Source organism: Shewanella sp. Scap07, assembly GCF_013394145.1.
Classification (GTDB): Bacteria; Pseudomonadota; Gammaproteobacteria; order Enterobacterales; family Shewanellaceae; genus Shewanella; species Shewanella waksmanii.
Map to the genome: position 1 here is coordinate 1,695,657 of NZ_CP041329.1, position 13,735 is coordinate 1,709,391.

Below are 13,735 nucleotides of genomic sequence, written 5' to 3' on the forward strand. Positions count from 1 at the left end.
AACTTGCTTTGCTTGTTTTTAAGCCGGATGTGGGATATGTTATTGTTCTAAAAAAAGAATAATAACGACCTTCTGTTTATGGCTAAATTTTCTGCAGTATATAAAGTCGGTAAAATCGAGGTAGATCCCAAGTCAGATCAGTTGCGCTGCGGTGATCAGCTTATTGAAATTCAATCTATGGTGATGAAGGTACTGGGGTATTTTTGTCATCACAGTGACCGTTTGATAACCCGTGACGACTTAAGGCAAGAGGTATGGCAAAACACCGCGACCTCCAACCACACCATCAATAATCATATTTACAGTTTACGTCGCCATATCGCTAAGCTTGATCCAAGTGTTAAATATATTCATACCGTCACTGGTGGCGGGGCAAATGGTTATCGGCTATCAGAGCCTATGATCTACTGCGACCAGATGAGCGATGAAGGTGATGTTAACCAAAACACTGCCGATATTGCAGCCGATAGCAGTACAGCAAATACAGATAATGTCGACGCAACAACCAAGCATACAGCTGATAACTCAGTGACCCAAGTTGATAGCAAACAGGGGCAGCGGCATTGGTTCAAGTTAGGTTTAGCATTGATAGGATTGGGGGCGCTGCTAGCCGCCATTGGGCTGTATCTGTCTTCTGACCCCATCCGCTATGACAATGTCAGTTTACTATCTGCTCAACCAGGGCGTGAGCAATCGCCCAGTATTTCAGCTGATGGTCAGATTGTGGTTTATGCGAGTAAACACACTCAGGATGATGTTTGGGAGCTGTATGCCTCAAAGTTAGATTCCTCCTTTAGTGGGGTAAAGGTCTTTGCCGGCAATGATAACTATGACAACTTTGCTAGCCTATCACCCAGTGGAAATAAGCTTGCGTTCCATCGTTTACGTTTTGGCGAGGAGGGCATTTATGTTGCAGACTTCGACCGCGATACGCTAACTGCAACCAATGCCCGTAAGCTAGTTAGCTTAACTCGAGATAATTTATCGCCAGCGATCAGTTGGTTGGACGAACAGCGTTTTTTCTACAATGCACAAGAGGCTTCTTGGGCGCCAAAGAAAATCTACCTATATGACATTAATACGGCTAAGAGTGAGCAAATTAGCTCGCCAGCCATCCAGTCCAATGGTGATTTTGCTAATGTCGTATCCCCTAATAAGCGATGGTTGGCAATAATGCGTGCCTCTGAGGGTTATGACGGCGTCGAGTTGGTTTTGTATGATATTGATGCAAAAAGCTTTATAAATACTGAAGTTAAACTCACCCATACGCGGCTGAATGTCAGTTTTAGTGATGACAGCGAGTTGGTGTACTTTATTGACGATGCGGGATATTTAGCTCAGTTTGATTTGGCACAAGCGCAAGTCACGCGAATTTCTAGCGCCGTCGTCAATGGTTATTGGCCACTAAAAGTTCCGGGTAAGTCGCAGTTTATATTGCAACAAGATTGGGGCTTGTCCTCTCTGACCACTGAAATTGTTCGCTATGCTAATCCGCTGCTGGGCGAGACAAGTCGCCCGCAGGTTGTGGTCAATAATGGCTTATCAATACGGGCAATAACTGGGGTGGCCGATAACGGCTTTATTTTTGTGTCTGTCAAGCCGAATCATCAGATTGAACTGTGGCGGTATCAAGCTGGCAAGGCCTACAAGCTTGAGGAATTTCAGCAGCAAGCTTCCTATCGGTATCCGTTGAGCTTAAGTTGGCTTGCTGGCACGGATCAAGCGCTATTAAGTGTTAATGGGACCTGCAGAGTGATTGATATTAATACTGGCAAAGACACACCTTTGTGTCCTAAAGGCGAGCTGGTCTACGCTGGTACCTACTCTGCCGATGCGCAGTCTATTTACTTTGCAGCCTTTGATGATAAGTACTCTAAGGCCGTCAATATGGGCATGAGTGGCTACCCTCTGGTTGATGTACCACAGATGGAGCGTGCCAATATGGTACAAGATAGTGGCAATGGCTTATTGTACTATCGGGTTGAGCCTGGTACCGATATTTACCAGTATGACGCCAGCACTCATCAAACCCAAAAATTGATATCAAGACACTACATTGCCAACGGTTATACCACCAATGATTTTGTTGTTACGCAATCCGGTATCTATTTTATGGATAGGCCTAAAGGTGGTCGAAATGCCGTTTATTATTATGATTTGGCCACACAGGTGACCACTCACCTATTTGATACCCCCAACCTTTATCCTAATATTGTGCTTAGCGATGACCAGCGCCATATTTATTTGATTCAATCGGCCCATAACGATACTGGCTTACTGTTGGTCAAATAGCGCTTAAGTCATATTGATCCATTAATAGCAGTCAATAGCTGCTATTAATGGATTGCTCAATGTCATACTGCCAATCATCAAAACCTCGATAGCGATAAGGCGTTCAGCATCTTTTTCAAAAGCCCCCTTGCTGCGTTACCTAATAGTGTTAGCTAAGCGGGTTACTTAGCCACACCTTCAAGGCTGAATCTTGTCATGTCAGTCATCTCGATGAGTCACGATTTATCATCTGAATCTTTATTGATCATTTCTTGGTTAGGGTCATAGAAATGAAATAAATCAGCTAAGTTTATGTTTTAAAAGATTTGTTTGTGTTGTTTTTAGCGTCACTTTGCTCAAGTTGGCGTTTTAGCCTCCCTTGTTGGCTGATTTAATGCGTGACTAGAATCCAAGTGCTTATCTTTTGTGCACAGCAAAAGGCTTAAGTTTTATATCTCAGGTTTTAGGTGGCATCAGTCACCACTGCGCCGGAGTTAAGCATTGCAATTTAAATCATTGGATTACCATATTCTGCAGTTAAGAAAATAGTGAACCGCTTTGTCTTTCAACATGGAAAGCGACATATGAACAACAATAATAAATCTAACCGTGCGGCCAACAAGCTTATGAGAGTGACAACTAAAACTCATATAGCGAGTACCGCTTTACTGGCGTGTTTTTGGGCGAGTCATGCCAATGCGCTATGTGATATATCACCCGACAATCGCTACGAATTTATCGAGAGTATCAGTCTCGATGGTAGTGAATTGACCGATAACGCTGAACTCAGTAGCTATCCGACATTAATTTTACAGCCTGGATATAGCAGCTATCGATATAGAGAGTATTGGAGTATTTGGATTGACTTGAATAAAGACGGTGACTTTTCCGACAGTGGCGAGTTGCTGTATCAAAGCCAAACCGCCAGCAATGAGTCGGTTACCGTGCAATTACCTATCACTGAGCAGATGACAGTTGACCAAACCCAAATGCGAGTCTTGTTGCATTCCGATGCCGTTGCCAGCGATTCGTGTAACTACGATGGTTATGGCGACGAGCAAACGGTGACAGTAAGCATTAATTCACATACAGCGCCCGGTGGTGGTGATAGCAATTACCAACTTGAGATCACACCCAGAGGTGGGTCCAATGAGCACATTGCCAGCATTACGTTAGGGCAGGAGCAACGTGTCTCAGGCGATAACAGTGGTTATGCGGATTTTACTAGCAGTACAGTGCTTAATATTGCCGATGGCGACCAAATTGCTTTGCAGCCCGTTACGAGTTGGAGTACCGACTGGGCCGTATGGATTGATAGTGACGCGAGTGGCAGCTTTGATGTTGATGAATTGGTATTTAGTGGCCAAGGACGCCGAGATGCGACGGTGCAAGGTTCGCTCGACTTGTCCACCATCGCAACCGGTAGGGCACGGATGAGAGTGGCGATGAACGGTGACGGTACCGCCTTAGCCAGTGGTTTCCGCTATGGTGAAATTGAAGATTATAGCGTCAATGTTGGCGATGGTAGTGGCAATGATGATAGCAATGAGCCACCGGTGGATCCCGGCGATAAACTCTATGGCTCCCACGTACAATGGCTGCACGACTCGGTGAAAGTCAAAGTGTTCAGATTTGAATTTACTGATGCAAAACTGTCTTGGACTGTTAATCGCATCGAGTCCGAAATGCAGGAAATCATCGACTACTTTGATGAGCAATCCTATGGGCGTTTTGCCGTGAACTATGATATTTACGACTCAGAAGTACAGGTTGGAGAGAGTGTTTCGCAATGGGACAATCGTGACCCCAATGACTGGAAAGCCTACTTCGCAGATAAGTTAGTCGCACTGGGTGAAACCGAGTACTGGAATATTGATGATGACACCATCTATTTGATTTTAGCACCACAAATCTCTGATTGGGGCATTAAAGCTGGAGTCAACCCTGGTGCCATTAGGATGTATGATACAGGTGATACACGCTCACAAGCTGGTGGCCTTGCCCATGAAATGGGTCATGCCATGGGGTTACATCATGCCCAAGGGCTAGACGGTCACGCTAGCGTATTTGGCACGGGCGACTATGACAGTGAAATGATCGGCTATGGTAATGCGTTTAGTCTAATGGGTAACAATGCTTGGGATTTTGGTGGCTTAAACCTTTATTACAAAAACTTTTTCAAAAGCTGGAATATTACCGACGAAGTACCACAAGTTATTGAGTCGGGTACCTACCGAATTTATGCCTTAGATCATGGTCAGATTAATGGTGATATCGGTATTCGTCTTAAATCAGGTAACGATCAAGTCACCTACTGGGTTGAATACCGAACTAAAGATGGTGCTGACACTAATGGGGTGCAAATAAACACTGAAGGCTACTTTGCGGATGAAGATGCCAGATCATATTACTACGGCACTTCATTTTTATTAGATATGACACCGAACACTTTCCCTGATGATCTCAACGACGACTATGACGACTTTGACGACTTTATGGATGGCGCGCTAGTGATTGGTAAAAGCTATACCGATAAATGGGGCGCGTTTACCATTACCCCGGTGAATAAAGGTGGGGTAGTCGGTACCGCTTCGGCTTGGATTGATTTGGAGGTCGAGTTACATTAATTCGTATATGAACTTGGCGGCGTGAACTTGTTCACGCCGTTCGATAGTGTGGCCCCAAATCACTGGCTTATAGCGCTATGGGGCGTGACAGATAACATCAGGCTTGGTATTCAAACTTTGAATACCAAGCCTTTTTATTTTCTGCATGGTGCCATGCCGCCATTGAAGCATCACGAGCTAGTCGCCCACCTGGATCACTGCTGTATTAATACTGGTGGTTCAGTTTAGGCGTTTATTGGGGTTGGCGTGTTTGGCACTTATCACGCTAGTTGCACCGAGTTATAGCTAATGGCTTTCCATATAGCTAATGGCTTTCTGCGTAGCTAATGGCTTTATACGTAGCTAATGGCTTTCTATTTAACTAATGGCTTTCCATATAGCTAATGGCTTTCTATTTAACTAATGGCTTTCCATATAGCTGACAGGTCTATGTTTACTGCCAGTTTTTGCTTGGTTTTTATCAGCGTTTACGTCACCACATGCCTTAAAGCGTAAATCAGCATCAGCTTAATTGACTGCAATGTTGAATCAGCACTTATCAAAATCGCCGGTTAAACCAAGCTGAGTTGAACGATGCTAGTTAGCCACAAGTTGGCTGTCATTAGCCGCATTTCTCAAGCGCACCTTGCGCTAACTGCAACGGTGTTTGTCAGATATATTGCCTAGAAGCAGGCCTGTGTTTTACGACTGGCAACGACGGGGTTAACACAGTCAAATGCCTTTTATGTGGTGTTGCACCGATCAGGTATGGCCCATTGTGTACTTTTGGCAGTCATCTTTAATCATAACTCATCATTTAACATCATCTCGGTGCAAATCTGGTCGCAATAGCTGTTAGTTCCTTTTGGTGTGTAAGTTTAGGTTATCTTTTATTTTCAGTGCTTTATAAGTAAGTTTTATGGTCTTTTATTATCATATATGACCTTGTTACAGATCTGTTGCGATAGCTTTAAAGCTGTTTTTTTATATTGTATAAAATTGGTTGTGAGATGAAGTGGTGTTGCGCTGATAAGTCCAACTGATATGCCTGCATGGGATCAGCTGGTGGCCTGACGATTTATTTAAAACCGCTCTAACAATAACAAAAATTGAAAATAGCAATAAACAAGGAAAATTATGAAGCACGTTAAATTAAAGCCACTATTTGTGGCGATTATGTCTGGCTTAGTGAGTCAAGGTGCTGTAGCACAAGCAGTGAACAGTGAGGAAGTGGCGACTGAGGAAGTGTATGAAAAAATCTTAGTCACCGGTTCTCGGATTGCTAGAGCGGGTGCCGATACCACGGCACCCGTTACCGTGGTCACCGCTGAAGAACTGGCGATTTCTGGCAGTATGAATCTCAATGAAATGCTGGCGACGTTGCCACAGTTTCAAGGTATCAATGCCTCAACCAATGCCTATAACCCAGAAAATGCGGGTCTATACACAGTTGATTTACGTGACTTAGGTGCTGTACGTACCTTGGTTCTAGTTAACGGTCATCGCCCAACCCAAACCGCTAACTCTTCAGATCTTTTAGTTACCGACGTAGGAAATATCCCGGCTAGCTTAGTTGATAGAGTTGAAATCCTCACCGGCGGGTCATCTGCGGTTTATGGCTCAGATGCCGTTGCTGGCGTAGTCAATATTATTCTTAAGAAAGAGTTCAATGGCGTTGAAGTGGATCTTTATGGTTCAACAACGGAACGCGGTGATGGCGAGCAAACGGGCGTCACGATTACCGCTGGTAATAGCTTTGATGACAATAAGGGCAACTTTGCCGTTAGCCTAGATTACTTTAAAGAGAACGAGCTGCGCTATGCAGATCGACCTGGTTCGTATGGGCAAACCAATTTTGTAGCCAACAAACTGGACCCAAGAGGTGACATTGCCGGTATTCCCGATCAAATCACCTTAAACAATATTGGCTGGGCAGATTACAACGTGTTGGCCGAGCGTCCGACTATCATGATGGATAATTATGATTATTTTCAGTTTGGTCGCGATAGCAGTGGCGAGCTCAACCGCGGTTTCCTCGCAATCACTGATGCTGAGCTGTATGACTACTATAAGCAGTCTAGTGATGTTAACCCTTATATGTACTCCAGTGTTGGCCCAATTCAAGCTGTGGTGCCAAAAGAAAAGTACAGTGTCTATGCAAATGGCAGCTATGACTTTGACAATGGTCTGCTGTTATCGGGCGATGTGCAATACAGCCGCAGTAAATCTAAACAAAACCTAGATCCAGAGTTCGTGTTTTCTTGGAACGGTTGGATTAATGTCAATGACGCGCCATTTGATGTACCGCAGGCTGTGAAAGATACGGTTGCCGATCACAACAATGGCAGTAGCTGGTTTGCCGTACCATACACCTTTAACGATCTAGGTAATCGCACCACAGAAGTTGGCAGAGAGTTTATCTCGGCTTCGGTGACGCTAGAAGGTGAGGTGTTCAACGATTGGTATTGGGATGTCTATCTAGCCAGCGGTCAAACCTCGAAAGAGACCACCGCCTATAATCGTGTTAACACCGAAAGGTTCTACGCTTTTGAAACGTTTGGCGAGTGTGAAGCTGATAACAGTTGTCCTGAATTCAATCCCTTTATGCCATTGACCGATGAGCTTAAAGATTATGTACGCATTGACCCGTTTACCGATCAAACAACGACATTCCAACACACGCTTGCGGCCAATATAAACGGCGCAGTAATGGATATGCCTGCGGGTGAACTGATGCTAGGCGCGGGTCTTGAGTATCGTCAAGAAGGGCTAAAAGTCGAGCCTTCTGATGTGATGCTATCGGGAATTAACCGCGGTAATACAAAGTCAGCGCAAGATGTCGATCGTGATATTGCCGAGGCATACGTTGAGGTTGTAGTACCTGTGCTCGCCGATATGACGCTCGTAGACAGCTTAGATGTTGAAGCGGCTTATCGTGTGGCAAACTATACCTATGCAGGTACTAACGATAGCTGGAAGCTGGGTATTAACTGGGCGCTGAATGATGATATTCGTCTACGTAGTGTTTACGCAAAAGCGGTTCGTGCTCCCCAGTTGACCGAGCTGTTTTCACCAGAAGAGACTGATTTCTTCCGCATGTCAGATCCTTGTGACATCGATGAAATTCCATTTGCCGACGATCCAGACCTGCGCGCTGCAAACTGCGCGGCGTTAGGTGTACCAGAAAACTTTGAGTCTGAAATGCGTATTACCGGTGGCAGCTATGGTTCAACCAAAGGCAATGAGGAGCTCGACCCTGAAGTGGCACACACACTGACTGCGGGTTTAGTGTTACAGCCTTCAAGTGTAGACAACTTAGTTATCTCACTGGACTATTTCAACATCAAGATTGAAGATGTTATTGGCCGCTTTGGCGCAGAAGAGTTTGCCGAGCGTTGTGTTGATGCTGATTCAGTCAATAACCCATTTTGCGGCCAAATCACCCGTGAAGCTGATGGTAATATTAGCTACGTGAATGACACTTATGTGAACTCGGCACAGATGATTCGTGAAGGTGTGGATTTCCAGGTTAACTACGACATTGAACTCGGGCAAGGTAGCGGCTTAGATTTCGCGTTATATGGAACCTACCTGACTAAGAGTACTTGGCAAGATACCGTCGATACTGAAGAATATGATTATGTGGGTGTTGTTGGTGTACCAGAGTGGAAAACTAGCTTGAATACCCGCTACAGCTTAGCTGACTTCACGGCGTCTTGGCAGATTAACTATGTTTCAGGAACCAAAGTGTCACGCACAGCAACAGCTGAGAAGTATGACCGACCTGAATTACCATCATCAATCCTGCATAACGCTCGCTTAGGTTTCGACTTTACCGATAGCGTCAGTGCGTACATCGGTGTGACCAACGTGTTCGACCAAGATTGGCTTGGTATTGCTAGTGCCAGCAGTGGCGGGACAACTTACCCCATTCGCGGCCGTAGTTACAATGCTGGTCTGAACGCACAGTTCTAGCCCCTTGAGCGAGTGTGGTGACCGCGCCTGTCCCACATTCGCTCCTCCTTTTAGACATTGATTCAGGCTTAGCAGCTTAGCTGCACAGGCCGCAACTTTTAATGCCAATAACTTACTAAGGTGACGTTTTTTATCTACTGATAAATCGTCGTATGTTGCCGAGATAACTTAAGGAAAAATAATGAATAACAAACTTAAGCTAGCACTGTTGACCAGCATGGTCAGCACCATACTCGCACTACCTAGCCCCCATGCTATCAGTGCGCCGGCGGCCACGCAGCTTGTTGAAGTGACGCAGCCAGACGGAAGCCGAGTGTGGCTGCGCAAGTGGGGTGACGAATTTGCCCATGGCTGGGAGACAGCCCAAGGTGTACCTGTGGTAAAAGATGACGCCAGTGGTTACTGGTATGTCGCTGAACTGGATGACGCTGGCAGACAAACTCAATCAGCGCAACGACTTGATTTACGCCAGGTACTACAACCTAGCGCACAGCATAAATTAGGTGGCCGCAACCTAAAGCGTGATGCCCAATGGCATGCGCAAAAAAGGCGTAAACAAGCTCATCAGACAAACGTATTTGCCCGGGCATCAGCTAATGGTCCTAGTGCCCAAAATAGTGGTGTTAGCCAGACGGCCATCATGCCGATAACTGGCACGATTGATGTGCCGGTAGTGATGGTCAATTTTGCTGATACTCAAACAACTGCGACACGAGACGAGTTTGATCATTTCCTTTTTCAGGACTCCCAAGGACTCACCGCCTATTATCAAGAGGTGTCATATGGCCATTTGAATTTGGCTGGCGGCAACAGCGGTGTGATTGATTGGGTCAAGCTGCCTAATGATCACGCTTTTTATGGGCGAAACAACAGCGCTGGTTATGATAGCAATATTGGCGTAATGATAACCCAAGCCTTAGATGGTGTTGACCAAAATGTGGACTTTTCGCAGTTTGCTGATATTAATCAAGATTGTCAGGTTGACCTGATTTCCATTATCTATCAGGGCAATGGTGAGCACCAAGCGGTTGGGGCAGCTAATGATATCTGGGCACACAAATACAGCCTATATTGGCTGCAATCTGAGGGTGATGGCGACGGTGTTTATACCACCAATGATACGTGTCTAGCTGATCCGTCTAAACGAGTAACCGTTAACGACTATTTTGTGGCGCCGGAGTTAAGTAATGCTGGACAACGGGCCAATGTAGGCACCTTCGCCCATGAATTTGGCCATGTGTTTGGTCTACCTGATCTTTATGACACGGGTGGTACCAATTCAGGCCAAACTGCTGGTGCGGGCGATTGGAGCTTAATGGCTTCAGGCAGCAAGACCGGCCCTGAGCGCGATGGTGAATCACCTGCGCATCTCTCGGCATGGGGCAAATATACCTTAGGCTGGATCACGCCGACACGCCTAAATGGCATGAATCAACAGCAGGTGACGATTGGTGAGTCGGTCAATCACTCACAGGCCTACCTGTACGAAAACCCTGATAATCCGCAAGAGTACTTCTTAATAGAAAACCGTCAACAACGCGGCTTTGATGCGTACTCTCCGGGTACGGGTTTAGCGATATGGCACATTGATGATGCCCTGGCTGCCCCTGGCAGTAATGGCGAAACACAAAGTGATGTTAATGCTTACCCCTGTGATTTGGGCTATCAGGACTGTTCAACATTACACAACGGTGTGCAATTGGTGAGTGCTGATCACTATTTTGATTTGGAGCATGATTTTAATGATGGCGACCAACATGATCTGTTTGGTGAAGATGGCGATGGTGGCGCAGATGAATACAGTACCGATCAAGACTGGGACACTGAGTTTTCTGATCGTAGCTTACCCAATAACCATTGGTGGGATGATACTGAAAGTGGCTTAAATATTACCAATATCTCAGTTAAAGCCGATCAAATGAGTTTTGATGTAGCGACACCCTCAGAGCAAACCGATGACGAAATTGTGTTAACCAATGGCGTTGAGGTCGTGCTGAGTGCACAACAGAATCAGCAGATCAGCGGTTATATCGAAGTGCCAGCGGGTGCCAGTGAACTAAGTTTGCTATTGACCCACCTAGATGGCGGAGATGCTGATTTGTATGTTAACTTTGACACCCTTAATGACACTTCGACCGCCGACTGTTTCCTTAATACCGCTAGCCGAGTAGAGCTATGTAGCGAAACCCAATTGGGTACGACCCAAGCTGGGCGCTACTATTTTGTGGTTAAAGGCTACAACGGTCAGGCATTTAGTCAGGTCAGTTTGGTTGCTAGCTATAGCCAAGACGGTGAGCCACCAGTAGACGAGGGCAACGAAAGCCAGTTTGCAGTGAATGTGGCCAATGGCGAGTATCAACATATAAGTGTATCAGTGCCAGAAGGGACATCGCGTTTAACCATTGCGCTTGATGAGAACAATGGCGCTGCGATGCTTATGGCTAATTACGGCAGTCAAGCAAGTGCCAGAACTTACGATGTGAGAGACAACAACGGTGAGCTTGTTGAAGTTAATATGCCGCAAAGTGGCAACTGGTATATCGCTATTCGAGGGCGAAATAACGGGGTTACCGCAGGAACGCTGACGGTGACCATCGACTGATTTAGCACGTGATTGGTTTGATCTCCCGACCTACCATTTTTCATGCACCCTTAAGTCGTTGATTTTGGCTTAAGGGTTTTTTCGTTGCGATATACTGTCGCCAGCGTCTTATGTCCTATAGGCTTGTATTCCAGCCAATAAAAAACCCGCCGAAGCGGGTTTTTCTAACACACTAACCAGTTACAGCTTGTAGCTCATACTTAACATGATTAGGTGGGCTGTGTAGTCATGGCTGTTGCTGCCAAATCCTACTACGTTCCAAATGCCATCTGGCGCGATATCATTACCGGCGTCATTGTCGCGGTATTTTTCCATCTTGTAGTCAAGACGCAATGCCATTTTTTCGGTGGCTTGGTATTGACCATAGACGTTAACATTATGCGCTTTAGCGTAGTAATCGCCATAGTCACCAGTGATACCTTGAGTGACTTGAGTGTTACTGTTTGAATCTGAGTAAGTGTAGTCAATGCCTAGGCGTAACTTCTTCTCCATCAGATTGTTATAGCTAAAGCCAGCGCCAATCACATCCACTTGATCTTCAACTACACCATACCAGTTTGGCGTGCTGAAGTTAGTGCTGCCTGCTTGCTCTGATTCAATGTTTTGACGGCTATAAAACGCATTAACCATCATGTCATCGTTGATCAAGTAGCTGGCGTTGATATCGTAGCTTAAGTCCTTTGACTCAGTTAGACCGATTTGTGTGTCGTTGTAGTCATCTAGCGCGTAGCGTGTACCAAAATCAATAGTCAGTGCATCGATAGGGGTATGAGTCACGCGGGCTTCAACCATAGAGCGTTTTCGGTCTGCTAGATTGTATTTGCGTAGCAGATCATTTGATTCGCTCGACGTCCACTCAGAGGCTTGATATTCAGAGCCATCACGTTCGCCATAGCTACCTTTGATCCACATGTCCCACTTGTCGAAAGAGTTTAACCGGAACTTAGTCCATAGCGTATGCTCATCAGTGGTTTCACGGTCTTGGTAGCTACGCTCATCTTGACGGTAGTCGTAACCGGCTTCTAGGCGCATACCGCGTGCGATACGATAGTCAGCCCCCAACTTAGCGCGTTGGGTCGTGATGTCGTATGGCGTGTTGTAGGCCACTTGACCTGTGGTAGAGTCGATGCTGATTTGCGTCCATTCTTCCACGTTGGTCTTGTTATCACGGTCGCTATAGTCGTAGCTGGCATTAAGACGCACGCTTGAGCTGATACGAGAAACCAGCTTTAAGTTAACGCCTTGCATATCAACACGGCCATCAAGCGAGTCAGCCGGCATGTCATAGCCATATCCAGAGGTCACAAATGCTTGGTCTTGTGTCATCTGGCCATAGTGGACGCGGCCACTCATGATAGTTTTACCTGCAGTCACTTGACCCATTAATGAAACGGTATGGGCTTCGTTGTCAGGATCCAGTGCCATTGTCCCTTGAGTTTGCGCACCAAAAGTCGGATTGAATGCATTATCAAAGGTTAACTGGCTGTATTGGTTTTTAAAGCTTGAGCCTGAGTAGTTCAAAGCAGTAAACCAGTTGTCGCCGCGTAATTTGATACCAGCTTCAATGGTATCGGTCGTGTAATCAACAGGTTCAGCCAACATCATTGACTGATTGAAGAAGCTTCCTGAAGCCTGCTTAAGGCCGGTTTTATCTTCGCGCTGGTAATTAACGTAGGTGCTCCAAAGCTCTTCACCTTGGTATTCAAACCCTAAGCCTGCACGTTTACGCTTTAGCGATAGTTCTAGTGGGTTTAAGCTGCTATAAAGCTGAGTCATATCTTGACTCGAACCTGCGGTTTGCCAGTTATCTGGCAAGGTGAGGTGGTCACTGCCTGCACCTTGATAAGGTGACATCGCTTGGTCAGTTTTATAGGTCGCTATTTGACGATAGTTAAGGTTTAGGTTGTACTGTCCAGCCTTACCAGCATTGACATCTAAGCGGCCATTTTCCATGCCTAAGTTGTCAGCTTCGATGCTAGCTTGGTAGCCGCTCTCGCTAACATACTTAACGTCAGCATCTAGCTTACCTGCAAACTCGTCTTCGGCAGCAAAGGCATTCGCTGAGCGAATATCGTTACTGTCGTTGTAGCCCACACCTACGCCTACACTACCAGATACGCCAGTTTCAACTTCGCAGCGCTTACAGGCCCACTTGTCAAATTTGACTTTCTCGGTGTTGGCATTTTGCAGTCCATAACCTTCAGCCATTGCAATGTTAGGCAGTACGACACCGGCATTTGCAAGTAGCGCAAGGGTAACCAAATTGAGTTTAAATTTCATT

The 13,735-nt window shown here is 45.9% G+C and carries 5 protein-coding genes; 4 read left to right on the forward strand and 1 reads right to left on the reverse strand.

Features of this window, described 5'->3' with window-relative positions; all coding sequences use genetic code 11:
- The first annotated feature begins 78 nt into the window (after window positions 1-78).
- The 4 genes from FLM48_RS07490 to FLM48_RS07505 all read left to right on the forward strand — a co-directional run bounded on the left by FLM48_RS07490 (window position 79) and on the right by FLM48_RS07505 (window position 11,454).
- Window positions 79-2,292 carry a winged helix-turn-helix domain-containing protein gene (locus tag FLM48_RS07490; RefSeq protein WP_179024223.1) on the forward strand — a complete coding sequence of 738 codons (2,214 nt, stop codon included), beginning with the start codon at window positions 79-81 and terminating at the stop codon, window positions 2,290-2,292.
- Between the two features lie 563 nt (window positions 2,293-2,855).
- Complete coding sequence (locus FLM48_RS07495; protein ID WP_179024224.1) at window positions 2,856-4,898, forward strand: GEVED domain-containing protein; 2,043 nt, start codon at window positions 2,856-2,858, stop codon at window positions 4,896-4,898.
- Window positions 4,899-6,014: 1,116 nt separating this feature from the next.
- A complete protein-coding gene (locus FLM48_RS07500; RefSeq protein WP_179024225.1) occupies window positions 6,015-8,852 on the forward strand; it encodes a TonB-dependent siderophore receptor in 2,838 nt (945 codons plus the stop codon).
- Window positions 8,853-9,033: 181 nt separating this feature from the next.
- Entirely contained in the window at window positions 9,034-11,454 is a 2,421-nt protein-coding gene (locus FLM48_RS07505) for a M6 family metalloprotease domain-containing protein (protein ID WP_179024226.1), read from the forward strand.
- A 180-nt stretch (window positions 11,455-11,634) separates the two neighbouring features.
- Here FLM48_RS07505 and FLM48_RS07510 read toward each other — a convergent pair whose 3' ends face one another.
- Window positions 11,635-13,734, reverse strand: a complete 2,100-nt coding sequence (locus FLM48_RS07510) for an MtrB/PioB family decaheme-associated outer membrane protein (protein ID WP_179024227.1) — start codon at window positions 13,732-13,734, stop codon at window positions 11,635-11,637.
- Between the last annotated feature and the right edge of the window lies 1 nt (window position 13,735).

Excerpts from the sequence above, each read along its gene's own strand:
- FLM48_RS07490 (WP_179024223.1), top strand. The coding sequence starts at position 79 with ATGGCTAAATTTTCTGCAGTATATAAAGTCGGTAAAATCGAGGTAGAT.
- FLM48_RS07495 (WP_179024224.1), top strand. The coding sequence starts at position 2,856 with ATGAACAACAATAATAAATCTAACCGTGCGGCCAACAAGCTTATGAGA.
- FLM48_RS07500 (WP_179024225.1), top strand. The coding sequence starts at position 6,015 with ATGAAGCACGTTAAATTAAAGCCACTATTTGTGGCGATTATGTCTGGC.
- FLM48_RS07505 (WP_179024226.1), top strand. The coding sequence starts at position 9,034 with ATGAATAACAAACTTAAGCTAGCACTGTTGACCAGCATGGTCAGCACC.
- FLM48_RS07510 (WP_179024227.1), bottom strand. The coding sequence starts at position 13,734 with ATGAAATTTAAACTCAATTTGGTTACCCTTGCGCTACTTGCAAATGCC.